Genomic DNA, 24100 nt, shown 5'->3' with positions numbered 1-24100 from the left:
GGATGGAAGCTCTGATCGTGCTCGCCGTAGTGGTGGCACTGGTCGTGGTGGTCGTGGCCAAATCGGTATCGCTGGTACCGCAAGCGGAGGCCGCGGTCATCGAACGTCTCGGCCGGTACTACCGGACGGCGTCGGGTCAGCTCACCTTCCTGGTGCCCTTCGTCGACCGCATCCGCGCGAAGGTCGATCTACGCGAACGTGTCGTCTCGTTCCCGCCGCAGCCGGTCATCACCCAGGACAACCTGACGCTGAGCATCGACACGGTCGTGTACTTCCAGGTGACGAACCCGCAGGCGGCGGTCTACGAGATCAGCAACTACATCGCCGCGGTCGAGCAGCTCACCGTCACCACGCTCCGCAACGTCGTCGGCGGAATGACCCTCGAGGAGACGCTCACCTCCCGCGACTCCATCAACGGTCAGCTCCGCGGTGTGCTCGACGAAGCGACCGGCCGATGGGGCCTGCGTGTCGCCCGGGTCGAACTCAAGAGCATCGATCCGCCGCCGTCGATCCAGGAATCGATGGAGAAGCAGATGAAGGCCGACCGCGAGAAGCGCGCGATGATCCTCACGGCCGAGGGTCACCGTGAATCCGCGATCAAGACCGCCGAGGGCGACAAGCAGTCGCGCATCCTCTCCGCCGAGGGTGCGAAGCAGGCCGCAATCCTCGAAGCCGAGGCCGACCGGCAGTCGCGGATCCTGCGCGCGCAGGGTGATCGCGCGGCGCGCTACCTCGAGGCCCAGGGCGAGGCGAAGTCCATCGAGAAGGTCTTCGCCGCGATCAAGGCCGGCAAGCCCACTCCGGAGCTGCTCGCCTACCAGTACCTGCAGACCCTGCCGCAGATGGCCCAGGGCGATGCGAACAAGATGTGGGTGGTGCCGAGCGACTTCGGCAAGGCGCTCGAAGGATTCGCGCGGACGCTCGGCGCGCCCGGCGAGGACGGCGTCTTCCGCTTCGAGCCGAGTCCTGTCGACGAGGAACTGCAACGGCCCGAGGACGACAGTGCCGAGGTCGAGGACTGGTTCGCGACCAAGCGCGATCCCGAGGTGGCCCAGGCCGTCGCCGAAGCCGAGGCGGTCGCGCGCAAGCCGGTCGACCCCGCAGTTCGGACGGGTCTCGCCACGGAGGGGACGCAGAGGGGTGCCGGTGAAGTACAGTCGGCGTTGCCCGCAACGCCGCCGGCGCAGCGCTGGATGACGAACGACGCATCCGAGCAGCCGGCCGAGCCGCCGCAACAGCAGTAACGGAAACCGATCACGAGTGGGAGGGCGCGCCGACCGGCGCGCCCTCCCACTCGTCATCGGCGGCCGAACATCGGCAGTGCCATCGCCACCACGATGAGACCGGCGCCCGCGGCGGCGAGCGCGGTCACGGACTCTCCGAAGGCGACCATGCCGATCATCAGCGCGACCACGACTTCGAGGTAGGACAGGCCGGACAGTTCCGCGGCGCGGAGGTGCTTGCCTGCGACGACGAGCAGCCCCAGCGCGAACAGACCGCAGACGACGAAGAATCCACCGGCCCACAACCAGTGCGTCGCGGTCATCCCCGACAGGTCGGGTCGGGTCACCGCGACCATCCCACCTGCCGCGACGGCGCCGAAGACGAAGTTCCACAGGGACCGGACGTCGGACGGCATGTCGGTGCGATAGCGGTAGCACAGCAGGGCCCCGCCGTAGAAGACTCCCGAGGCGGCGCCCAGCACGGTACCCAGCGTCTCGTGCTCGCCCCCGGACGATTCACCGCCCACCAGGCCGGCGGCGAGCAACATGCCGGCGAACGCCGTGCCGATCGACAGGGCGTCGAGGCGACCGACCCTCTCCTTCAGGAACACCCGGGCGAGGGCCGTCGCGACGACGGGGCCGAGGTAATGGAGAACCACGGCACGGGACAGGTCGGTCAACACCGTGGCGGACAGATAGGTCGCGAGGGACAGTCCGAGGAGCACACCGCCACCGACGACCGACCAGGACAGGCGGGTCCGGCGCAACTGTCCGAGGCGGCGGGACAGCGCGATCAGGACGAGCATGCCGATCGCTCCGACCGCCATCCGCCCGAGCGTCAGTGCTTCACCGAGCACCGCGCCTTCGGGAGTGGCCTTGCGGCCGAACAATCCTGCGGCGCCCATCGCGGTCGCGGACAGCACGATCGCGGCGATCCCGAGTCGCCGGTTCGTACGCGGCGGCGACTTCGGGGCGGGGGAGGGAGGGAGAACAGGGCCACGCGACTCGGTCGGTGCAACTTCGGGGCGCTGCTCGAGCAGCGCATGATCGGCGCGCAGGGGCGCGCCCAGGGAAACGGTCACACGTCTACCTCGGGTCCAGGGTGCACGAAACGAGCACCAGCGGGTGTTGTCGTTCCCCGCTCTGTCATCGGACCTGAGAGCTTTCGCGGACGGAGCCGCTTACACCTTCGGTGAACCCGGAAGAGTTGCTTTCCAGAGGAGCCTCGCCGTGGCGGTCTGGGGGGCCTGAGAGATTCCCGGGGAGGTTGCTCCTTCGGCGCCCGCTGTGTGCGGGACTCTCCCGCCGCGGTTCGGTGGCTGTTCAATTGTCCGTCGAGTATCTCATGGACTTGCCGTAACCGTGCCGTAGGGGACATCCGGTGCGTGTGCCCACAGCTCGCTGCGAGTGCCCGCGGTACGGATTGCGGATGGTTAGCTTGGTCGACATGAGTGCTCTGCCGAGACCGTGGATGCAGTTGCGGATCGCCGCGGGCGTATACCGATTCCGGGAGAGTCTGTTCGCGCTGCCCGCGCTGGTCGTCGTCGCCGGAGCCGTGCTCGCGGAGGTGAGCGGCTACATCGATCGGGTCTTCGGCCCCTTCGCGTGGGGCATGAAGATGAACAGCAACGCCGCGATCTGGCTGCTGAGCACCGTGGCGGGTGCCACGATCACCACCGCCGGTGTCGTCTTCTCGTTGACCGTCGTGAGCCTGCAGCTGGCCAGCAGCCAGTTCTCGCCGCGGGTGATGCGGTCCTTCATCCGGGATCGGGCCAGCCAGACGGTGATCGGGGTGCTGGTTGCGACCTTCGTCTACTGCGTGCTGACGCTGCGCCACACCGGCGCGGACGACGCCGCCCCCGCCCCCACACTGTCGACCACCCTCGCGGTGGTCCTCGCGGTGTCGACCGTGGTGCTCATCATCGCCTATCTCAACCGGCTGGCCCACGGTCTGCAGGTCGGGGAGGTGGTGCGCAGCATCGCCTCGGAGGCCGAGAAGGTCATCGCGAACACGAGCCGGAGTGCGCACCGCGAGATCCACGTCGACCGGGTGCCGGAGCCGGATTTCACCGAGGGGGCGACGGTGCACGCCCCGCGCGACGGCTGGGTGACCCAGGCGCCGGCCGAGCTCGTTCTCGCCGTGGCACCGCCGGGTTCGGTCGTGCGGATGGAGACGCGTCCCGGCGCGTACATCCACTGCGGGGAACCGCTGCTGCGGATCCATCCGAAGCCGGAACGGGCGGTGATCCTGCGGCGGCTCGAGGCGGCCGTGGAGATCTCGAATACGCGCACCATGCAACAGGACGTGGACTTCGCGTTGCGACAACTCGTCGACATCGCGCTGCGCGCGTTGAGCCAGGCGATCAACGACCCGACGACCGCCACCGAGGTGGTGCTCCGACTCGGCAGTCTGCTGAGCACCCTGCTGGTCACCGACAGTCCGGTGCCGGCGATCGAGGGTGCGGACGGCCGGATTCTGCTGCGCCCGTGGATCCTGTCGCCCGACGAGTACATCGAGCACGCCTTCGAGCAGATCCGGCAGGCCGGTTCGGCGCAGCTGCACGTGGCCACGGCGCTTGCCCGGGTGCTGCGCATGCTCATCGATCATCTCTCCGAGCAGGGGCGCACCGAGTCGGTACCGGCCTTGCAACACCAGTTGCGTCTGCTCGTCCATGCGGTGGTCGCCCGGCCCGAGTTCCGTCCGGAGGACCTCGAACGTTTCCGTGCCGTCGCCGAGGGGTCCGCGGATCCCGCGGAGCATCGGACGGACTGATCGTCTTGGGGTGTAGGACCGATGGGAGACGGTTATCCGACTGCCACAGGAAGCGAGCCGATCGGGAGGACGACGACATGGCGACCCACTTCTCCGTCGGTGACCATGTCCGATGGAACTCCGAAGCCGGATACGTCGAGGGTGTGATCATTGCGAAGCACACGGAGGACGTGGAGTTCAAGGGGCGCACGCGGCGGTGCAGCGAGGACGAGCCGCAGTACGAGATCCGGAGCGACAAGACCGATCACGTCGCGATGCACAAGGGGAGTGCGCTGAAGAAGACCTGACGGTGGAGATCCCGGCGTCAGGTGATCAGCGCCTGCCCGACTCCGCACACCGCGACCGCCCACAGCACCGAGGTGGACGTGCCGATGATGAACTGTTCGGAGGCGTTCGGTTCGCGTAGTTCGGGATAACGGGCGAGACCCTTCACCGCCATGATGACGGCGATCCCTTCAGGCCATCCGGCGAGGATCGAGGCGGTGACCGCTCCGCGTTCGAGCACGCCGATGACGCGTCCGCCGCGGAGCGGGCCCGGGGGAGGGGTGGGCTCGGGACCGGCATCGGGTTGCCGGCGCGCGATCCGGAACGCCACGAGGACCGCGGGTCCGCCCCCGGTGATCGCCGCCGTGGCGGTGAGAATCAGCGTGGCCGCGAGCGCGACTCCCTGAACCGGTGTGGTCGCGGTGGCGGCGAGGGCTGAACCGGCGAGACCCGCAATGCTCAACGAGGCGGCCGGCCACACCGGCATGCTCGGGCGCAGCGCGAGTGCGGGTCCGAGAGCAGCCACGGCCAGGCACACCAGTGAGAGGACGGTCAACGGTCGGCCCTTTCCAGGAGTCGCCGCACGAGTTCGCGTCCGGCCAGTTCGGCCTGCCACCCGGCGGTGGCGAGGCGCTGGGACACCGCTTGTTTGCTGATGCCGAGACGCTCGGCGATCCGCGCCTGCGACAGGCCCTGACGAGCGAGGTCGACCGCCTCGTGCCCCTGGTCTGTGCGGCGCAGGACGACGGTGGCGAGCAGGGTGAGCGCGGCGTCGACGTCGGCGGTGGCCTCGGTGTCGTCGCCTTCGGCCGCGACCTGCCCAGGGGCGTTCTTGGCGCGTTCGACGGCGGTGCGGGCGTGTTCGAAGGCGGGTCCGCGGCCGGCGCGTGTCTGTTCGGGGAGCGGGGTCTCCACCGGGCCGATTCCCACCCCGATACTCCAGCGTTCCCTCCGGAGGAGGTCGAGGACGAGATCGACGACGAGGGCGGGATCGTCCGCGACGGCCTGGACCTCGTCGCCCGCGGTGCGATCGAAGGGCCGTACCAGCGGAACATCCTGCAGTTCGGTGAGGAGGTCCGCCACGCGGTCGATGTCTCGGCGGCTGCTCCGCTGGTCGACCGTCAAGACGAACATGCGTCAAGTGTGAGGGCTTGATTGTCGATAATCAAGACCTGAAGCTTGACGACCGGAATGTGGGACAGGGACGCGTACAGCCTATCGGCCCGGCTCGTTCCCCGTCAGCTCATGATGTGCGGTGATCGCGTCCACCGCATCGCCGTCGTACTTCATCCGTTTCGCGATGGTGAGGCGGAGTGTCGACGGCAGTGCCGGGGCGAACTTCTTGAAGTAGGCGCACAGCCATTCCTGGCGACCAACGAGAAACGGGAAATCGGTCGTCATCATGTGGCGGGCGACCAGCATCGGCAACGGGGCGTCGAGTGGATGGAAGTCGTGATTCCACAGACCCGGCTGGGTGCAGCCCGGGTAGAACTGGCCGAGCATGAAACCGTGTTCGACGAACCGCGACTTGAATTCCGTGTGGACGACGTCGATCACCTCGAAGCCGCTGAGGTCGCGATCGGCTTGTCCTGGGTGTACGCGGGACTGCTGCGCCACCTGCCGGATCGGCCGGTGTACGGGCTGCAACTGCCGTACCTCTCGGGCGGACCCCTCGACGCGACGCCCGCCGAACTGGCGCACCGCTACGTCGAGGAGATGCGGGCCGTGCAACCGCAAGGTCCCTACACCGTGCTCGGCTGGTCCCAGGGCGGACTGATCGCCCACCACATGGGTGTCGAACTGCGCGCCGCGGGGGAGACCGTCGACCTGGTCGTCCTCGATTACTACCCGCTCGAACGCGAGCGGCGTGCCCACACCCACGCGGAGCTGCTGGCGGGACTGGGCATCGAACTGCCTCACGCGACGCCGGACGAGATGACCTCCGAGCAGCTGCTCGACGCGGTGAACCGCAGTCTCGGGCACGAGACCGGACAGTCCACCGCCGACCTGGAGCGGATCCTCACGGCCTATGCGCACGTCCATCGGGCCGCGCCGACGCTCGACCTGCGATGTTTCGACGGCGACCTGCTGTTCGTCGCCGCGGCGCGATCGCTCGGCACGGACGACGGTGCGTCACCGGCCCTGTGGCGGCCGTGGGTGTCCGGCACGATCACCGAGCGCACGATCGACTGCGACCATCTGGAGATGATGACCCCGGCCGCGCTCGCCGTCCTCGGTCCGATTCTGGCCGACTATCTCGTCGCCGGATCCTGATCCGGCTCGACGACGGCGTCGAGCGCCGAACCGGCGGGCTCGGGGAGTCGAGCCTCGAGCAACAGCCCGGCGAGACCGAGCGCGATGCACACCCCGGTGATCACCATCAGCCGCGGATCGGTCTGCCCGGTCAGGGCGTCGCCGAGGAGTACGACCGCCACGGTGCCCGGCAGGATGCCCACGACCGTCGCGAGTGTGTAGGGGACGAGACGGACCGCCGAGACGGCGCAGCAACAGTTCACGACGAAGAACGGGGCGGCGGCGATCAGCCGCAGGGAGCCGACCGCGAGCCATCCGCGGCGTGCCAGCCGCAGATCGATCGCTTTCGCCGCCGGGTGCGTGAGGCGCGATTCCACGGCCTTGCGTCCGACGGCCCGCACGAGCAGGAACGCCAGGACGGCGCTGACCGTGGAGGCGGCGACCGTCACGCCGATACCGACGGCACTGCCGAACAGCACGCCGGCGCTGAGGGTGAACACCGTGCGCGGAATCGGGGCGATCGTGACCAGGGCGTGGACGGCGAAGAACGCCAGGACAATTGCCGGGCCGTGCACCGATTCCGACCACTCCCGGATCTGGGCGATCGTCGGATGCGGCACCACGAGAGCTACGACGACGAGAGCCGCCACCAGGCCCAGGATGCCGAGCACTCTGCGGTCTGCGGCAAGCCTCGTCACGAGCGTCCACACTACCGGCCGGGCGGTCTCTTGCATCCCGCGAGCAGAGTGACGAAGGCGGCACGATAACGTTCCGATCGAGGACGTCGTTATCGAGCGCTAGAAAAACTGTGGTGATCCCCACAACGATCGCGCGATGTGCGGGGATAGCATCACACCGAAGGCAACCTACCCATTTCGAGGTTGCCCACCTCCGGCCGACAACGCCGTCCGTACAAAGCCTGCAAACCCGCAGTAGGAGGAATCGCCCGTGTCATTAGCTGCAGAAGCCGAGGATGCCGCGCGCGCATATGCGCAGTGGCAGGACGCGGTGGCGGGGGTGCTGGCCAAGTCCCGACGTGTCGACCCGGCCGAACTCGGACCCGAGCCGCAGCGTCTGCTCGAGACCACGACCTACGACGACGTCACCGTCGCGCCGCTGTACGGCGTCCGCGACGAGCGCGACGAAGCGCCGCTGCCCGGTGAGTTCCCGTTCGTCCGCGGCGGCTCGTCCACGCGCGACGTCAACACCGGCTGGCTCGTCGACGTCCGGTTCACCGGCACCGACGCGGCCTCGGTCAACGAGCGCATCCTCGACGCGCTGAACAACGGCGTCAGCTCGGTGTGGCTCGGTCTCGGCGCCGGCGCGGTCCCCGTGGACGCGCTCGACACCGCGCTCAACGGTGTGCTCCTCGACCTCGCGCCGGTCCGTCTCGACGCCGGTGCCGACGCGGTCGCAGCGACCACCGCCGTGTACTCCGTGCTCGACAACCGCACCGATATCGAGGACCGCGCCGCCGTGCGCATCTTCCTCGGTGCAGCGCCGCTCACCAGCGCGTTCTCCGAGCGTCCCGACGTATCTCTCGACGAGGCCGTCGAGCTGGCACGGGCCGCCGCCGACCGCACCGAAGCGGTGCGTGCCCTCACCGTGGACGGCACCGCCTTCCACAACGCCGGTTCGTCCGACGCCGAAGAACTCGGTGCCGCGATCGCCGCCGGCCTCGATTACGTGCGAGCACTCGTCGACGCCGGGGTTCCCGTTGCGGCCGCGCTCGGTCAGCTCGAGTTCCGTCTCGCCGCGACCGACGACCAGTTCCAGACCATCGCCAAGTTCCGCGCGGGTCGTCAGGTGTGGGCGCGCGTCGCCCAGGTCGCCGGTGCCCCCGAGGCCGGCAACGCTCCGCAGCACGCCGTGACCTCCGCGGCGATGATGGCCCAGCGCGATCCGTGGGTGAACATGCTGCGCACGACCCTCGCTGCGTTCGGCGCGGGTGTCGGTGGCGCCGACGCCGTCACGGTCCTGCCGTTCGACTCCGCACTGCCGGCCGGTGTGCTCGAGGTGTCCGAGGCGTTCTCCGCCCGGATCGCCCGCAACACCCAGCTGCTGCTGCTCGAGGAGTCCAACCTCGGGCGCGTTCTCGATCCCGCCGCCGGTTCCTGGTACGTCGAGGAACTGACCGCGCAGATCGCAGAGAAGGCATGGGGCTTCTTCCAGGAGATCGAGGCGGCCGGTGGCTACCGCGCCGCTCTCGAAGCAGGGCTGATCGCCGAGCGTGTCGCGCAGACGCGTGCCCGCCGCGAGTCCGACATCGCGCACCGCACGTTCTCGGTGACCGGGGTCAACGAGTTCCCGAACCTGGCCGAGAAGCCGCTGCCGGTCGGTGTCGCCGAGGCCGGCGCGTCCGCCGCGCGGTACGCCGCACCGTTCGAGGCGCTGCGCGACCGCTCGGATGCCTACCTGGCTTCGCACGGTGCCCGCCCGCGGGTGCTGCTCGCCCCGCTCGGGCCGATCGCCGAACACAACGTACGGGCGACCTTCGCGACGAACCTGCTCGCCGCCGGTGGCATCGAAGCGGTCAATCCCGGACCGCTCGATCTCGACGCCGACCTGTCGTCCCTGGTGGGCGACACCGGAACGTCCGTCGCCGTGCTGTGCGGCACCGACACCCGCTACGGCGAGCAGGCCGGTACGGCCACCTCTGCGCTGCGTGCGGCGGGGATCACGACGGTGCTGCTGGCCGGACCCGAGAAGGCCGTGAAGGACGCGCAGGGGGACGATCGTCCGGACGGCTTCCTCACCGCGCGCATCGACGCCGTCGCCGCCCTCACCGACCTGCTGAACACTCTGGGAGCGTAAGTGAGCATCGAACACGAAATCGGCAGCTTCGCCGACGTCCCGTTGACGGACCCGGCCGCGCCGGTGCCCACCGCTCCCACCGCGGAGCAGGCCGCCGCGCTCGTCGAGTCCGTCGCCGAGGCGAACAACTACAGCACCGAAGACGTCGTGTGGTCGACGCCCGAGGGCATCGACGTCAAGCCGGTCTACACCAAGGCCGACCGCGACGCCGTCGTCGCCGAGGGCTACCCGCTCGGCAGCTACCCGGGTCTGTCCCCGTTCGTGCGCGGGCCGTACCCGACGATGTACGTGAACCAGCCGTGGACCATCCGGCAGTACGCCGGCTTCTCCACCGCCGCCGAGTCCAACGCCTTCTACCGGCGCAACCTCGCCGCCGGTCAGAAGGGCCTGTCGGTGGCCTTCGACCTGGCCACGCACCGCGGCTACGACTCCGATCACCCGCGTGTACAGGGTGATGTCGGTATGGCCGGTGTCGCGATCGACTCGATCCTCGACATGCGTCAGCTGTTCGACGGCATCGATTTGTCGCAGGTGTCGGTGTCGATGACCATGAACGGCGCGGTGCTGCCGATCCTGGCGCTGTACGTCGTGGCGGCGGAGGAGCAGGGCGTCAAGCCCGAGCAGCTGGCCGGAACCATCCAGAACGACATTCTGAAGGAGTTCATGGTCCGCAACACCTACATCTACCCGCCGAAGCCGTCGATGCGGATCATCTCCGACATCTTCGCGTACACCTCGGCGAAGATGCCGCGCTTCAACTCGATCTCGATCTCCGGCTACCACATCCAGGAAGCCGGCGCGACGGCCGACCTCGAGCTCGCGTACACCCTCGCGGACGGCATGGAGTACATCCGCGCCGGACTCGACGCCGGCATGGATGTCGACAAGTTCGCGCCGCGCCTGTCGTTCTTCTGGGCGATCGGCATGAACTTCTTCATGGAGGTCGCGAAGCTGCGCGCAGGTCGCCTGCTGTGGAGCGAGCTCGTCGAGAAGTTCGGGGCGAAGAACCCGAAGTCGAAATCGCTGCGCACCCACTCGCAGACCTCCGGCTGGTCGCTCACCGCACAGGACGTCTTCAACAACGTCGCCCGCACGTGCGTCGAGGCGATGGCCGCGACCCAGGGCCACACCCAGTCGCTGCACACCAACGCGCTCGACGAGGCGCTGGCACTGCCCACCGACTTCTCGGCGCGCATCGCCCGCAACACCCAGCTGCTGCTGCAGCAGGAGTCGGGCACCACGCGGCCCATCGACCCGTGGGGCGGCTCGCACTACGTCGAGTGGCTCACCCACGAGCTGGCCGACAAGGCCCGCGCCCACATCGCCGAGGTCGAGGCCGCCGGCGGTATGGCGCAGGCGATCTCGGAGGGCATCCCGAAGCTGCGCATCGAGGAGGCGGCCGCCCGCACCCAGGCGCGCATCGACTCCGGTCGTCAGCCCGTCATCGGCGTCAACAAGTACCAGGTGACCGAGGACCACGAGATCGAGGTCCTCAAGGTCGAGAACTCGCGTGTGCGGGCCGAGCAGCTGGCCAAGCTCGAGCAACTGCGCGCCGACCGGGACGAGGAGGCCACCCGCGCCGCCCTCGACGCGCTCACCCGCGCCGCCGGTGCGCAGAGCCAGGGTCTCGACAACAACCTGCTCGCGCTGGCCATCGACGCGGCCCGCGCGAAGGCCACCGTCGGTGAGATCTCGGACGCCCTGGAGAAGGTCTACGGCCGCCACCAGGCCGAGATCCGTACGATCAGCGGCGTGTACCGCGACGAGGCCGGCAAGGCCACCAACATCACCGCCGCAACCGAACTGGTCGAGAAGTTCGCCGAGGAGGAGGGTCGTCGCCCCCGCATCCTCGTCGCGAAGATGGGCCAGGACGGTCACGACCGAGGCCAGAAGGTGATCGCCACGGCTTTCGCCGACCTCGGATTCGACGTCGACGTGGGACCGCTGTTCCAGACCCCCGAAGAGGTCGCCCAGCAGGCGGCCGACAACGACGTGCACGTCGTCGGCGTGTCGTCGTTGGCCGCGGGTCACCTGACGCTGGTCCCTGCCCTCAAGCAGGCGCTGGCCGAGGTGGGCCGCGAGGACATCATGATCGTCGTCGGTGGTGTCATCCCGCCGGGCGACTTCGACGAGCTCTACGCGGCGGGTGCGGCGGCGATCTTCCCGCCCGGCACCGTGATCGCGGATGCGGCGACCGGTCTGCTGACCAAGCTCGCCGCGCAGCTCGGCCACCACCTCGGAGGCTGACGTCGGCATGAGCGACTCCTCGGTCGGCGCCGCGCAGACCCGCCGACGGCAGATCGACGTCGACGCCCTCGCCGAGGCCGTGCTCGCCAACGAGCGGGCCGGCCTCGCGCGGGCCATCACGTTGGTCGAGTCGACCCGCGACGACCATCGGGAGCGGGCGCAGCAGTTGCTGCTGCGCCTGCTTCCCAACGCGGGCAACGCGATTCGTGTCGGTATCACCGGTGTGCCCGGTGTCGGCAAGTCGACCTTCATCGACGCGCTCGGCATGCATCTGCTCGAGCAGGGGCATCGGGTCGCGGTGCTGGCCGTCGACCCGTCGTCGACCCGCACGGGTGGTTCGATCCTCGGCGACAAGACACGGATGGCGCGGCTCGCGGTGCAGCGGGACGCCTACATCCGCCCGTCGCCCTCGGCCGGCACGCTCGGCGGGGTCGCGAAGGCCACCCGCGAGACGATGGTGCTGCTCGAGGCTGCCGGTTTCGACGTGATCCTCGTCGAGACCGTCGGTGTCGGACAGTCCGAGGTGACCGTCGCGAACATGGTCGACACCTTCTGCTTCCTGACCTTGGCCCGCACCGGCGACCAGCTGCAGGGCATCAAGAAGGGCGTGCTCGAACTCGCCGACCTCGTTGCCGTCAACAAGGCCGACGGGGAGTTCGAACGCGACGCGCGGGTCGCCGCCCGCGAACTCGCCGGCGCGATGCGCATGGTGCATCCGCACGACGCGATCTGGAAGCCGCCGGTGATCACCATGAGCGGCATGACCGGCAACGGTCTGGACACCTTCTGGGACACCGTGCTCGAGCACAAGAAAGTGCTCACCGAGGCGGGCATGTTCGACGAGAACCGGCGCCGTCAGCAGGTGGACTGGACGTGGACGATGGTGCACGACCAGCTGTTGCGTCGTCTCGAGACCTCCCCGCGCGTGCGGGCGATCCGCAAGGACGTCGAGGCCGGGGTGCGCGACGGTTCGCTGACCGCCGCACTCGCCGCGCAACGCCTGCTCGACGCCTTCGACGGGGTGCACGACCCCGGAACGTCCGACGAGGACTCCTGATCCCGTGAGCCGCCGCACGATCGCCGTCACCGTTCTCGGTGCGTTCGCGATCGTCGCGGCGGCTCATCTCGTTTTCAGGTTCTCGCGCCCGATTCGGCGTTCACCGACGTTTCGCAGTGGTTCCTCATGCCGCTGCTCGCGCTCGGACTCGTTCTCGTCACGTCCGCACCGCGCGACCGGCTGGTCGTGGGCACGCTTGTGGCACTGGGAGTCTCATGGTTGGGGGACAGCTCACCTACATCGTCGCGTTGCGGCCGCACCGGCGGTCGAGCGTGCTGCGGACCCGCCATGGGTGGTCGGTCTCTACACCTTCGCAGTGTTCGCCATGGTCGCCGTGTGCGCTTCGGCGGCAGGGATTCTCGTCGTCCCGGTGGCGATCTACGCGTCGTGCGTCGGGGAGTGGTTCGAGACCGCCGGTTTCGAGGTCGCTCGCCGACGGGACGTTGCCGGATCCCGGTGGCAGGACGATCTCCACCGACCGGATCTCGTCGAGGTTGGTGACGCTGTCCGGGGTCTCCCATGCGCAGTAGACGCTGTACTCCTCCACGCCGCTCGAGGAGCGCAGGCTCAGTGCCGCTCGATGTAGGGGGCGACGGCGGGCGCGACATCATCGCACGAGTCGAAGCGGGCGAGGATGTCGCTGCCGAGGCCGGTCGGTTCGCTGACGGTGTCGGCGTCGAAGGTGGTGTCGGAGGTGGCGTCGTCGCCGGAGGAGCACGCTCCGAGGAGCAGGGCGCCGGCGAGGGTCGCGGATGCGACGGCGTATCGGGGCAGATTCCCACGGCGCATCGTAGCGTCCGCACGAGTTGTACGTGATCTTGGTTCCGCCCGGGCGGTCGAGGGCTGCGACACCGTGCGTTACAGCCCGAGAAGCTGCTTGGCGACCGCCACGGCACTGCCGGATCGAGGACCATCGCGGCATCGCGGCCGCCGACGGTGATCGACACGCAGGCCTGGGGGAGTTCGACGCCGGCCGCGGTGAAGGCGGTGCCGGGCCATGTCGATCGGCATGCTGTGCGCGAATCCGCCGGCCGCTTCGATGGCGGGATCGGGAAGCACCACCGCACGCGGGCATAACCGCGATATCAGGCCCCGTCGGGAGTCCGTGGTGACGTGGTGGAATTCAGGCGAGTTTCGTTGTGTCCGGGCACCTCCCGAGGCTCCGGACGGGCCCCGGGGAGAGGCGTCGCGTCGGTACCTTCGAGCAGTGCCGCCGGTGTCGGCTGCGCCAGCGGTTCGAGCGAACCGCTCTTCTCCGCGGGGGTGAGGCGCGAACGCTTCCAGGACACGATCAGCAGCGTGAGCCACGCAGCGACGATGGCGAGGTAGAGCACCGCCAGCGCCGCGCCGGAGAGGTCGACAGTCTTGGCGAGCTTGTGCGCGTTGGTCAGCACGATGACACCGCCGACGCCGGTACCGAGCAGCGTCGCAGGGACGCGGCTGACCAGCCAGGCCGCGACCGGCGCCGCGAGGGCACCGCCGAGCGCGAGACCGGCGACGATCACGAGATTGCCGAGGGAGTCGTGGCCGAGCCCGAACAGGAAGCCGACGCTCGCCGCGACCGCGACGAGGAACTCCGACGCGCTCACCGAACCGATCACGGTGCGCGGTGCCGTCTTACCGCGGGAGAGCAGGGTGCTGGTGGTGATCGGTCCCCAGCCGCCACCGCCGCTCGCGTCGATGAAGCCGCCGAAGAAGCCCAGAGGCGACAGGAATTTCGCGGTGTGCGGGGAGGTGCGGGCGTGGGCGACCGCAGGGGGTCGTACCGAGAAGCGCAACGCGACGTATACGCCGATGGCCAGCAGGATTCCGGCGGTCACCGGTTCGGCGGCCTCGGTGGACAGTCCCGACAGCACGGTCGCGCCGAGGAAGGCGCCGATGGCACCGGGAACACCGAGTCGCAGCACGACCTTCCAGTCGATGTTGCGGAACCGCCAGTGCGAGGCACCGGAGACGAGGGTGGTTCCGACCTCGGCGAGGTGCACGGCGGCGCTCGCGTGCGCCGGACCGACACCGCTGAACAGCAGCAGGGTGGTCGCGGTGACACCGAAGGCCATGCCGAGTGCGCCGTCGACGAGCTGTGCGCCGACACCGACGAGCGTGAAGATGAGCAGATTGAACATGCGTTGGCTCCGAAAGCTGGAAGAACCCGAAAAGTTGGACGAGCGGCGAAGCGCTCAGCAACATTCCCGGGTGCAACACAGACAATCGAAGCAGGCGCCGCGACGGGTCGGCCAGAACGGCATGAGCGCGAGACGAGCGGCCGGAGCCATCTCGGTACTCGTCGCAGCCATGGTCACGTCCTCAGGTCTCGTTCCGCGCGCGGATCGTTCGGTCCGGTCGAGCATAGCCCGTCGAAGCGACGGAGCCACACTCGGCGGGCCCGGCGCGCCGATCGGGCGCGCCGGAGGCGAGGTCAGCCGAGGCGGCGCGCGGAGATCTCGAAACCGGCCGTGCGGAGCCGTTCGGTCAGCACGTCCCCGAAGGCCACCGCGGGGGTGAGGACACCGCCACCGGCGTGCAGGGCCGCGCCGCCGAGGGCGAGCGAGAGGGCGGACTCGCCGAGCATCACGGCCGTGGCCTTGTAACCTGGGTCGCCCTGCGCGGAGAACCGCGCGGTGTAGCGAGCTCCCGATTCGGTCGAAGCGTACAGATCCACCGTGAAGTAACCGTTCTCGCGGGTCTCCTCCGACGGTCCCTCGCCGGGCGCGGGCAGGAGCTTGTCGAGGACGAACCGCGTGGGCGGGAACGACAGGCCGGCGGCGAGGGCTCCCGTGCCGAGTCCGACGAGCCCGGCGAGGACGGGGGAGAGCGGTGAGGAGCCGACACTCATCACCTCCCGGTAGCGGAACCGGCGTCCGTAGGCCCAGTCGCGCAACGCGTTGCTGCGTCGCACGATGCGGGTGTTGTAGGAGGCCATCACGAACGGTGCGAGCCGCCCCGAAATCTCCGGCGCCACGGATTTGCCGTCGACGAACGCGAAGTCGTTCTGGCGACCGAGATCGGGTTCCCGAGCCCCATCGGGGGACAGCGAGTACGGGCGCGCGGCGATCTTCCGTGCGGCGGCATCCTTGCGGACCGCGTCGAGCTGTTGCCGGAGCGAATCGATGGTTCCGCCGCTCACCCCGCCGCGGAAGGAGCCGAGCACGAAGGTCGTGTCGGTGAGCGGCAGGTTGCCGTCGGCCTCCGCGGCGCGGTAGAGCGCATGGACGCCGAGGTCGGACGGGACGGAGTCGAAACCGCACGAGTGGACTATGCGGGCGCCGGTGCGCCGGGCCACGTCGTCGAAGCGGTCGATGCTCTCGCGGTGGAAGAGCACCTCGCCGGTGAGGTCGACGTAGTCGGTGCCGGCCTCGGCGCACGCCTGCACGAGCGGCAGCCCGTACGTGGCGTAGGGACCGACGGTCGTGATCACCACGCGGGTGGACTCGGCGAGCGCGGTCAGCGAGGCGGGATCGTCGGCGTTCGCCTCGATCAGCCGCCAGTCGGTTCCGAGGTCGGCGGCGAGCTTCTCGAGTTTGGTGCGTGAACGTCCTGCGAGTCCGACGGCGACGCCGTCGGGGAGGTTCTCGGCGAGATAGGCGGCGGTGAGGCGCCCGACGAAGCCGGTGGCGCCGTAGATAACGATGTCGAGATCCCGGGAGACAGTCATGCCCCTCACCCTACTCAGGAGTAAGTCTCGGGGGCGACCTTCGTCACACGGATCCGGCGCCACAGCACCACCCACGAGATGAGTACGGCGAGCGCGGCGAGGGCGCGGACCGCGCCGAGCGCGGACTCCGGGTAGATCACCCCGGTGAGGTAGTGATCGATGAATCCGCTCGGCGGCAGACCTTCCTGGCCGGCCTCGCGGCGTGCCCAGTTCTCCACCGCGGTCAGCGGGCAGTCGAACCCCACGGCCACCGAGGCCGCTCCCCACACCACCGCGACGACGTGCGCGACGATCGTGCGGGGCCACCGCCACGCGAGGAAACCACCGAACGCGACGTAGAGCACGAAGAGCAGATGCACGAAGGCCGTGAGGTCGGCGACCACCCGGAACGCCATGTGCCCAGGGTAGAACGAACGGCCTCGGAACGAACGCGGTTGCCGGAGGGCGGGCGGCGCCTCAGCCGGCCTTGATGACGAGCACCGGCACCGACGACTCGGTGATCAGCCGCTGCACCGCCCGCTCGACGAGGAACTTGCCGGTCGCGGTGCGCCCGCGGCTGCCGATGACCACGCGTTCGGCGCCGCTGCGCGCAAGCAGTTCGACGGTCGTGCCGACCGGATCGCCGTCGTGGACGGCCGAGAGCAACTCCCAGCCGTCGGTACCGGCCACCTCGCTCACCTGTGCCCGCACGCCTTCCACCTCGTCGGGTTCGTCGAGCGGGTGGAGCACCACCAGCGACTGCTGCCGGTCGGCGGCCTCCCGCACCGCGGCCTGCAGAGCGATCCGGCCTTCGGGGGTATCGGCGTGAACGACAGCGACAGTCATGACTCTCCTCGTGCGAGCCTGCGGGGACGTTATCCATTATCGCCGCGGCCCGGAGAGTGGGCCACGATCCACGGTGTGGAACCGGTCTCCCCAAATCACCGGGTCCGGATCACCAGGGTGCCGGGCGGAAGTCCTTGAGGAAGCATCCGTACAGGTCCGTGCCGGCCTCGCCCTGGACGATCGGGTCGTAGACGCGGGCGGCGCCGTCCACGAGATCGAGCGGGGCGTGGAATCCCTCCTCGGCCAGCCGCATCTTGGTGTGGTGCGGCCGTTCGTCGGTGATCCACCCGGTGTCGACGGCGGTCATGAGGATGCCGTCGGTGAGCATCTCCTCGGCGCTGGTGCGGGTGAGCATGTTCAGCGCGGCCTTGGCCATGTTGGTGTGCGGATGCCCGGCGCCCTTGTAGCGGCGACCCCCGAACTGCCCTTCCATCGCGGAGACGTTCACGACGTACTTGCGGCGGGCCGGGGACGCGGCGAGCGCCGGACGCAGACGGTTGACGAGGATGAACGGCGCCACCGAGTTGCACAGCTGCACCTCGAGCAGTTCCAGCGGCTCGACCTCGCCGACGGTCTGGACCCAGCTGTTGGTGTGCACGAGATCCGGCAGCAGGCCACCGGCGTCGACGGCGACGCCGGCCGCGACCCGCTCGGGTGTCGCCGATCCGGCCACCAGTGCCAGCGAGGTCAACGAGTGCGCCGACAACTCGGCCGGCAGCGACCCGGCCAGAGCGGCCGGATGGGCGTCCGAGGGCTTGCCGAAGGTCAGGACCTCGGGGCGCGGACCGGCGGGCAGCGGATCGGCCTCCGCCTCGGCCAGCGCCGAGTAGGCACCGGGGGAGCGGCGCACCGTCTGCGCGGCGTTGTTGATGAGGATGTCCAGCGGACCCTGCGCGGCCACATCGTCGGCGAGGGCGACCACCTGGGCGGGATCACGCAGGTCGATGCCGACGATGCGCAGCCGGTGCAGCCAGTCGCCGCTGTCCTCCATCGCGGTGAAGCGGCGGATCGCGTCGTTGGGGAACCGCGTGGTGACGGTGGTGTGAGCGCCGTCGCGCAGCAACCGCAATGCGATGTACATGCCGATCTTGGCGCGACCGCCGGTGAGCAGGGCGCGACGGCCCCGCAGATCGGTGCGCGCGTCGCGTTTTGCGTGGTTCTCCTCGGCGCACGTCGGGCACAACTGGTGATAGAAGGCGTCGACGCGGGTGTACTTGTCCTTGCAGATGTAGCAGTGCCGCGGACGCAGCAGCGTTCCCGCGCTTGCACCGCGAGTCGACGACGCCAGCGGGAGTCCGGCGGTCTCGTCGTCGATGCGGGTGGGGGAGGCGGTGGCGGTCGCGGACAGCACCTGACGGTCGGCGTCGACGCGCTGCTTGCGGGCCTCGTTGCGGCGCAGCCGCTTGAACTTCTTGAACATGTGCCCCACGGCCCGCTGCACGGCGATCGCGTCGGGATGTTCGGCGTCGAGGCCCGCTGCCTGGTCGAGCACCCGCAGACAGGTGGCCAGGTCGTCGGGGTCGATGCGGGTGAAGCTGTCGGTGGCGGGTTCGGCGGTGGTGTCGCTGTGGGGGTTCATCTGCCTTTTTCCGTGTGCTGCTGTATGCCCGATCGTATCGGGCAGGATGATCGTGTCCGAATTCCCGTGCAGGTACCGGAGGAACGATGAGCCCGAGCTCCCCCTTGTCCAAGAAGAAGTTCGCCGAACTGAGCCGCCCCCAGCAGGTGCTGGTGGTCCTGCTCGCGGTGGTGCAGTTGTCGCTCGCCGTCGCGGCCTGGGCCGATCTGGCGAGGCGACCGGCCGACAAGATCAACGGCAGCAAGCTGCGCTGGGCGCTGACCATCGCGGTGAACTTCTTCGGCCCGATCCGGTACTTCCGCAAGGGCCGACGGGACTGAGCGGACCCCGGACGGACCGAAGGCCCCGAACCGATATCGGTTCGGGGCCTTCGGGTTTCGGGGTGTCCGAGGGGGGACTTGAACCCCCACGTCCGTTAATAGGACACTAGCACCTCAAGCTAGCGCGTCTGCCATTCCGCCACTCGGACCGACGCCCACACGGGGCATGTCGGTAGAACCCGCTCCCGCGGGCGCTGAAGAAACAGTAGCGCATGGGGCGTCCGATCCCCAAAACGGCACTTCAGGCGCGCTCGCGGCACTCGACGCGCCTCGCGTGGATCCGCTCGCTTGTTCGTCATCCGCTACAGCACGTTGCCGCAGCGGATGACGAATGCGGTACCGGTTGTCGCCCGCTCGATCTTCTCCCGACAACGACGAAGGCCCCGAACATGATGTTCGGGGCCTTCGTCGTCTGTCTCGACTCAGAGTGTCCGAGGGGGGACTTGAACCCCCACGTCCGTTAATAGGACACTAGCACCTCAAGCTAGCGCGTCTGCCATTCCGCCACTCGGACCTGGTGCTCGCGCCCACTCGTCGTGGGCGCTGTGAAAGAGTAACCCACCACGCCCACGGTCCCAAATCGCCACCTCCACCTGCGGTGATCCGAACTGTCGAGATGGTGGACGGGCGGTGGTAGACATACGACCATGGCCATTGACACGAGCGCCCACCAGCCGTCCCGGGCGGAGGAGGAGGTCGTCGACCTCGTCTCCCGCCTCATCCGGTTCGACACCTCGAACACCGGCGAACCCACCACTACCCGCGGCGAACGCGAATGCGCCGAGTGGGTGGCCTCCGTGCTCGAGGAGGTCGGCTACGAGACGACCTACGTCGAATCCGGAGCGCCGGGCCGCGGCAACGTCTTCGCGCGGCTGCCCGGCTCCGACCCGAGCCGCGGTGCTCTCATGCTCCACGGCCACCTCGACGTTGTGCCGGCTGAGGCCGCGGACTGGAGCGTGCACCCGTTCTCCGGGGCCGTCGAGAACGGTTACGTGTGGGGACGCGGCGCGGTCGACATGAAGGACATGGTCGGCATGATGATCGCCGTCGCCCGCTACTTCAAGGTCGAGAACATCGTGCCCCCGCGCGATCTGGTGTTCGCGTTCGTCGCCGACGAGGAGGCCGGAGGCAAGTTCGGTTCGCAGTGGCTGGTCGAGCACCGGCCCGAGCTGTTCGAGGGCGTGACCGAGGCCGTGGGGGAGGTCGGCGGGTTCTCCCTGACCGTGCCGCGTCCCGACGGCACCGAACGTCGCCTGTACATGGTCGAGACGGCCGAGAAGGGCATGCGTTGGATGCGCCTGACCGCCACGGGTGTCGCCGGGCACGGCTCCTTCCTGCACGAGGACAACGCCGTCACCGTCCTCTCCCGCGCGGTGGCCCGGCTCGGATCCCACACCTTCCCTCTGGTCGTCAACGATTCCGTGGCCGAGTTCCTCTCCGCCGTGAGCGAGGAGACCGGGCTGGACTTCGACCCGGCCTCGCCCGATCTCGAGGGGGCGCTCGCCAAGCTCGGGTCGATCGCCCGCATCGTGGGCGCGACCCTGCGCGACACCGCGAACCCCACGATGCTCGACGCCGGGTACAAGGCCAACGTCATCCCGCGCACCGCGCACGCCGTCGTCGACTGCCGTATCCTGCCGGGCCGGCTCGCCGAGTTCGAACGCACTGTCGACGAGCTGATCGGGCCCAATGTCACCAGGGAGTGGATCACCGGTCTCGAGCCGTACGAGACCACCTTCGACGGCGACCTCGTCGACGCGATGAACGCGGCGATCCTCGCGCACGACCCGATCGGCCGGACCGTGCCGTACATGCTCTCGGCCGGCACCGACGCCAAGGCGTTCGCCAAGCTCGGCATCCGCTGCTTCGGTTTCGCGCCGCTGCAGTTGCCGCCCGATCTGGACTTCGCCGCGCTGTTCCACGGTGTCGACGAGCGTGTCCCCGTCGAGGCACTGCGCTTCGGCACCCGGGTCATGGAACACTTCCTCATGCACGCCTAGAACACACGAAACCGCCACGAAAGGACCGGAATGGCTTTCGATTACGACCCGTACACGTTCCTGCCCGAGCTGCCCATCTTCGAGGTGACCAGCGCGGACTTCGCCGAGGGCGAGGAATGGAAACTCCCGCAGGCCAGCGGTGCGTTCGGAATCCCCGGGGGCGGCGACGTCTCCCCGCAGCTGTCCTGGTCGGGTTTCCCCGCCGAGACGAAGAGCTTCGTCGTCACGGTGTTCGATCCGGACGCCCCCACGGCGTCGGGTTTCTGGCACTGGGCCGTCGCGAACATCCCGGCCTCGGTCACGGAGCTGCCGGCGGGTGCGGGTAGCGCCGACTCGGACGCTCTTCCGGAGCAGGCCGTCACGCTGCGCCACGACGGCGGAGCCCACGGGTTCATCGGTGCCGCTCCGCCGGCCGGCCACGGCCACCATCGCTACATCGTCGCGGTGCACGCACTCGACGTCGAGGCGCTCGAGGGTGTCACGCCCGAGTCGAGCCCGGCCTTCCTCGGCTTCAACGTCTTCGGGCACGCCATCGCCCGCGGTCTGCTGACCGGCACCTACGAGGTGCGCTGACAGGTCGTGACGGACGGGGCCCGGGTCGAATGCGACCCGGGCCCCGTCCGTTGCAGGTCAGACCCGTGCGGTGGCGCCCACCGCGTCGGCGATGGAGCGGTAGCCGTGCGCGCGCAGCTTGCGGGCGATGCCGCGGTTGATGCGCCGCGCCCAGAACGGACCGCCGTAGATGAAGCCGGTGTAAACCTGGACCAGCGACGCGCCGGCGAGGATGCGCTCGAACGCCTGCTCCGGGGTTTCGATGCCACCCACCGAGATCAGGGTGAGTCGATCGCCGACCCGCACGCGCAGTCGGCGCAGCACCTCGAGGGAGCGCTCGGCGACCGGGGCGCCCGACAGGCCGCCCGCGCCGATCTCCTCGATGCGGCTCTGCGGAGTGTTCAATCCGTCGCGGCGGATGGTGGTGTTGGTGGCGACGATGCCGGCGAGCCCGAGTTCGAGTGCCAGGTCGGCCACCGCGTCGACGTCCTCGTCGGACAGGTCGGGGGCGATCTTCACGAGCACCGGCACCGTCACGGTGTCCAGCACCGCGGCCAGGATCGGGCGCAGCGACTCGACGGCCTGCAGATCCCGCAGGCCCGGGGTGTTGGGGGAGGAGACGTTGACGACCACGAAGTCGGCGAGCGGGCCGAGGAGTCGTGCGCTCTCGGTGTAGTCCTCGGCGGCCTGCTCGGCCGGCACGACCTTCGTCTTGCCGATGTTCGCGCCGATGGGGACGGTGCGGCGGCGCTGCCGCAGCCGATTGGCGGCCTCCCCGGCACCGTGGTTGTTGAATCCCATCCGGTTCACGATCGCCCGGTCCTCGGGGAGGCGGAACAGTCGCGGCTGCGGATTGCCCGGCTGTGCCTGGGCGGTGACGGTGCCGATCTCGGCGAACCCGAATCCGAGCGGACCCCACACGTCGACACCGGTCGCGTCCTTGTCGAAACCGGCCGCCAGGCCCACCGGCGTGGGGAACTGCACGCCGAAGACGGTGTTGCGGAGGATGGGGTCGTCGGTGACGAGCACCTTCGCCACCAGGGCGCGCAGCGGCCCGACGCGAGTCGACCAGCGCATCGCGAGGAAGGCGAGGTGGTGGGCTCGTTCCGGCGGCAACAGGAACATGAGCCGAAGAAGATAGCGGTACACGAACTACTCCCTGCAAGCCCGGTCCACGACGGTCCGGGATCTGTTATCAACCAACGGTGGGTTCGGGGACGTGATGGGCGGTCTTGCGGCGGCGCAGCAGCACCCGCCGGCTCCCGTCCGGATACAGGCGCACCCGGGTGAGTTCCCAGCCGTGGAATTCGGCGGAGATCGCCAGACGCATCGACGCGCTCACCCGGGACACGTCCCGGGGCAGCTTGAGCGGCACGTATTCGTATTCGTCGTTGCTGGTGTCCCAACCGACAGGCATCCGGGTCAACCGGCCGAGTCGCTCGTTCGCCATCACTGTCCTTCGATCGGGATCCGTTGCAGTCCGTCACCGGTTGCCGACGCGATCACCAGTGCCGCATCGGCCGGATCGACGGCGATCGAATTCGGTTGCCGCACCGTTGCGAAGCGGTGGCGTTCTCGCGGGATCCCGGTCGAAAGATCGTAGCCCACGACCTCGTTGCTGCCGGTCAGAGTCACCCAGATCAGGTCCCGCGTCTCGTCGTAGGTCACAGCGTACGGGGCGGGCCCGACGGGATAACGCTGCCGCAGGACGATCGCGTCGAGGGTGTAGACGAGCAGTTCGTCGCCGGTGGTGTCGGTGATCACGACGCGTCCGAAGGGGTCGGTGGTCAGCTGCGTCGCACCTTCGCCGGCACGCAGCGCGGGCCCGAGATGGGCGTCGGCGAGGTCGAGCTCGGTGAGGGAGGTCTGCCGGCGGTCGAGCGCCGCGACGGCGTCACCGGTGACGGCGAGGGCGTCGACGGAGGCGAGGCCACCGACGGTGGTGGCCACCTCGCCGGATTCGGGGTCGACGACGAGCACGCGGCCGTTGTCGGTGCCCACGGCCCAGCGGCCGTCGGACAGCACGGCCGCCGACGTGGCATTACCGTCGACCGGGACCTCGGTGATGGCGCCCTCGGCGACGTCGATGCGCAGCACGGCCCCGGACACGGGCGCGAGCACACTGCCCTCGGGGCCGGTCACAACGGTCGCGGCGGACGACGGCAGGCCCACCAGGCGCGGTTCCGTCCCGGGACCGTCGAACGCCATGTCGTCGAACAACGCGACCCGTGCTCCGTCGTCGACGAGCGCGGCGAAGGTACCCGTGGACGGTTCGACGACCAGCGCATCGACCTGCAGGTCGAGCGGACGGACGTCGCCGGCAGGGGACGGGCCGACCTCGGGGGCGGCCGCAGGAGTGGCGGGTTCGATGGTCTGCAGCACGTCCGGGGTGCTCTCCGACGAGCAGCCGGCCAGCACGACCATCGCGATCGCGCCCACCATCGTGACCGCTCGGATCCCCGCTCTGCCCATCGTTGCTCCTCGTCCTCGGATTCGATTCGCACCTGCCGGACGTGCTTCGGCGCCCGGCGCGCCGACCTT

Annotated in this window: 25 protein-coding genes, 2 tRNA genes and 1 riboswitch; of the genes, 10 read left to right on the top strand and 17 right to left on the bottom strand. The window is 69.2% G+C overall.

The window, feature by feature from the left end:
- The first annotated feature begins 2 nt into the window (after positions 1 to 2).
- On the top strand, positions 3 to 1244 hold the full coding sequence (locus M3330_RS00950; RefSeq protein WP_006551527.1) for an SPFH domain-containing protein: 1242 nt from the start codon (positions 3 to 5) through the stop codon (positions 1242 to 1244).
- A gap of 53 nt (positions 1245 to 1297) precedes the next feature.
- Here M3330_RS00950 and M3330_RS00945 read toward each other — a convergent pair whose 3' ends face one another.
- Positions 1298 to 2305 carry a DMT family transporter gene (locus tag M3330_RS00945; RefSeq protein ID WP_006551528.1) on the bottom strand — a complete coding sequence of 336 codons (1008 nt, stop codon included), beginning with the start codon at positions 2303 to 2305 and terminating at the stop codon, positions 1298 to 1300.
- Between the two features lie 142 nt (positions 2306 to 2447).
- Positions 2448 to 2538, bottom strand: a riboswitch (glycine riboswitch).
- A gap of 132 nt (positions 2539 to 2670) precedes the next feature.
- On the opposite strand from M3330_RS00945, the gene M3330_RS00940 reads away from it, so the two are divergent.
- Positions 2671 to 3996, top strand: coding sequence for a DUF2254 domain-containing protein (locus tag M3330_RS00940; protein ID WP_255026700.1), 1326 nt, complete (start codon positions 2671 to 2673; stop codon positions 3994 to 3996).
- Between the two features lie 77 nt (positions 3997 to 4073).
- Entirely contained in the window at positions 4074 to 4283 is a 210-nt protein-coding gene (locus tag M3330_RS00935) for a DUF2945 domain-containing protein (protein WP_006551530.1), read from the top strand.
- A 17-nt stretch (positions 4284 to 4300) separates the two neighbouring features.
- Here the strand turns inward: M3330_RS00935 and M3330_RS00930 are convergent, their stop codons facing one another.
- The 3 genes from M3330_RS00930 to M3330_RS00920 form a co-directional block, all read right to left on the bottom strand.
- Entirely contained in the window at positions 4301 to 4816 is a 516-nt protein-coding gene (locus M3330_RS00930; protein ID WP_071934909.1) for a hypothetical protein, read from the bottom strand.
- Positions 4813 to 5394, bottom strand: coding sequence for a SatD family protein (locus M3330_RS00925; protein WP_033096639.1), 582 nt, complete (start codon positions 5392 to 5394; stop codon positions 4813 to 4815). Before M3330_RS00925 ends, M3330_RS00930 begins: the two co-directional genes overlap by 4 nt.
- Before the next feature lie 81 nt (positions 5395 to 5475).
- Positions 5476 to 5817 carry a DUF6875 domain-containing protein gene (locus M3330_RS00920; RefSeq protein ID WP_019289313.1) on the bottom strand — a complete coding sequence of 114 codons (342 nt, stop codon included), beginning with the start codon at positions 5815 to 5817 and terminating at the stop codon, positions 5476 to 5478.
- Here M3330_RS00920 and M3330_RS00915 point away from each other — a divergent pair.
- Complete coding sequence (locus tag M3330_RS00915; protein ID WP_247848953.1) at positions 5800 to 6534, top strand: thioesterase domain-containing protein; 735 nt, start codon at positions 5800 to 5802, stop codon at positions 6532 to 6534. The genes M3330_RS00920 and M3330_RS00915 overlap by 18 nt on opposite strands.
- On the opposite strand, the gene M3330_RS00910 is transcribed toward M3330_RS00915, so the two are convergent.
- Positions 6513 to 7184 (bottom strand): TVP38/TMEM64 family protein, encoded by a 672-nt coding sequence (locus M3330_RS00910; protein ID WP_006551536.1) that lies wholly within the window; start codon positions 7182 to 7184, stop codon positions 6513 to 6515. The genes M3330_RS00915 and M3330_RS00910 overlap by 22 nt on opposite strands.
- 277 nt (positions 7185 to 7461) lie before the next feature.
- Between M3330_RS00910 and M3330_RS00905 the strand changes: the two genes are divergently transcribed.
- The 3 genes from M3330_RS00905 to meaB are packed head-to-tail and all read left to right on the top strand — an operon-like array spanning position 7462 to position 12631.
- On the top strand, positions 7462 to 9327 hold the full coding sequence (locus tag M3330_RS00905) for a methylmalonyl-CoA mutase family protein (RefSeq protein WP_033096641.1): 1866 nt from the start codon (positions 7462 to 7464) through the stop codon (positions 9325 to 9327).
- Entirely contained in the window at positions 9328 to 11574 is a 2247-nt protein-coding gene (gene scpA, locus M3330_RS00900) for a methylmalonyl-CoA mutase (RefSeq protein WP_255026698.1), read from the top strand.
- Positions 11575 to 11581: 7 nt separating this feature from the next.
- Positions 11582 to 12631, top strand: a complete 1050-nt coding sequence (meaB, locus tag M3330_RS00895) for a methylmalonyl Co-A mutase-associated GTPase MeaB (RefSeq protein WP_019289316.1) — start codon at positions 11582 to 11584, stop codon at positions 12629 to 12631.
- 235 nt (positions 12632 to 12866) lie between these two features.
- On the opposite strand, the gene M3330_RS00890 is transcribed toward meaB, so the two are convergent.
- From M3330_RS00890 to M3330_RS00860, 7 genes are all read right to left on the bottom strand, one after another.
- A complete protein-coding gene (locus tag M3330_RS00890; RefSeq protein WP_006551540.1) occupies positions 12867 to 13178 on the bottom strand; it encodes a hypothetical protein in 312 nt (103 codons plus the stop codon).
- Positions 13179 to 13198: 20 nt separating this feature from the next.
- A complete protein-coding gene (locus tag M3330_RS00885; RefSeq protein ID WP_006551541.1) occupies positions 13199 to 13420 on the bottom strand; it encodes a hypothetical protein in 222 nt (73 codons plus the stop codon).
- A 296-nt stretch (positions 13421 to 13716) separates the two neighbouring features.
- A complete protein-coding gene (locus tag M3330_RS00880) occupies positions 13717 to 14754 on the bottom strand; it encodes a sulfite exporter TauE/SafE family protein (protein ID WP_006551542.1) in 1038 nt (345 codons plus the stop codon).
- Between the two features lie 293 nt (positions 14755 to 15047).
- Positions 15048 to 16283 carry a trans-acting enoyl reductase family protein gene (locus M3330_RS00875; protein WP_255026696.1) on the bottom strand — a complete coding sequence of 412 codons (1236 nt, stop codon included), beginning with the start codon at positions 16281 to 16283 and terminating at the stop codon, positions 15048 to 15050.
- A 14-nt stretch (positions 16284 to 16297) separates the two neighbouring features.
- Positions 16298 to 16678 (bottom strand): DUF2784 domain-containing protein, encoded by a 381-nt coding sequence (locus tag M3330_RS00870; RefSeq protein WP_006551544.1) that lies wholly within the window; start codon positions 16676 to 16678, stop codon positions 16298 to 16300.
- A gap of 61 nt (positions 16679 to 16739) precedes the next feature.
- Positions 16740 to 17108, bottom strand: coding sequence for a universal stress protein (locus M3330_RS00865; RefSeq protein WP_006551545.1), 369 nt, complete (start codon positions 17106 to 17108; stop codon positions 16740 to 16742).
- 109 nt (positions 17109 to 17217) lie between these two features.
- Complete coding sequence (locus tag M3330_RS00860) at positions 17218 to 18687, bottom strand: SDR family oxidoreductase (protein ID WP_071934914.1); 1470 nt, start codon at positions 18685 to 18687, stop codon at positions 17218 to 17220.
- Positions 18688 to 18773: 86 nt separating this feature from the next.
- Here M3330_RS00860 and M3330_RS00855 point away from each other — a divergent pair, with 86 nt between their 5' ends.
- Positions 18774 to 19007, top strand: coding sequence for a PLDc N-terminal domain-containing protein (locus tag M3330_RS00855; RefSeq protein ID WP_033096644.1), 234 nt, complete (start codon positions 18774 to 18776; stop codon positions 19005 to 19007).
- A gap of 63 nt (positions 19008 to 19070) precedes the next feature.
- Here M3330_RS00855 and M3330_RS00850 read toward each other — a convergent pair.
- A tRNA-Leu gene (locus tag M3330_RS00850) sits at positions 19071 to 19156 on the bottom strand.
- A gap of 279 nt (positions 19157 to 19435) precedes the next feature.
- Positions 19436 to 19521: transfer RNA gene (locus M3330_RS00845), tRNA-Leu, on the bottom strand.
- Positions 19522 to 19654: 133 nt separating this feature from the next.
- On the opposite strand from M3330_RS00845, the gene M3330_RS00840 reads away from it, so the two are divergent.
- Positions 19655 to 21007 (top strand): M20/M25/M40 family metallo-hydrolase, encoded by a 1353-nt coding sequence (locus M3330_RS00840; RefSeq protein WP_064060328.1) that lies wholly within the window; start codon positions 19655 to 19657, stop codon positions 21005 to 21007.
- A gap of 30 nt (positions 21008 to 21037) precedes the next feature.
- Entirely contained in the window at positions 21038 to 21580 is a 543-nt protein-coding gene (locus M3330_RS00835; protein ID WP_255026691.1) for a YbhB/YbcL family Raf kinase inhibitor-like protein, read from the top strand.
- 57 nt (positions 21581 to 21637) lie between these two features.
- Here the strand turns inward: M3330_RS00835 and M3330_RS00830 are convergent, their stop codons facing one another.
- Genes M3330_RS00830 through M3330_RS00820 form a run of 3 tightly spaced genes read right to left on the bottom strand, consistent with a single transcriptional unit; the run spans position 21638 to position 24031 of the window.
- On the bottom strand, positions 21638 to 22708 hold the full coding sequence (locus tag M3330_RS00830) for a quinone-dependent dihydroorotate dehydrogenase (RefSeq protein ID WP_255026690.1): 1071 nt from the start codon (positions 22706 to 22708) through the stop codon (positions 21638 to 21640).
- Between the two features lie 46 nt (positions 22709 to 22754).
- Positions 22755 to 23009 (bottom strand): DUF5703 family protein, encoded by a 255-nt coding sequence (locus tag M3330_RS00825; RefSeq protein WP_006551956.1) that lies wholly within the window; start codon positions 23007 to 23009, stop codon positions 22755 to 22757.
- Positions 23009 to 24031, bottom strand: a complete 1023-nt coding sequence (locus tag M3330_RS00820) for a hypothetical protein (RefSeq protein ID WP_231411579.1) — start codon at positions 24029 to 24031, stop codon at positions 23009 to 23011. Before M3330_RS00820 ends, M3330_RS00825 begins: the two co-directional genes overlap by 1 nt.
- Positions 24032 to 24100 lie beyond the last annotated feature (69 nt).

This window comes from Rhodococcus sp. GA1 (assembly GCF_024321955.1).
Taxonomy (GTDB): domain Bacteria; phylum Actinomycetota; class Actinomycetes; order Mycobacteriales; family Mycobacteriaceae; genus Rhodococcus; species Rhodococcus pyridinivorans.
This window is presented reverse-complemented; position numbering and strand designations above follow the sequence as displayed.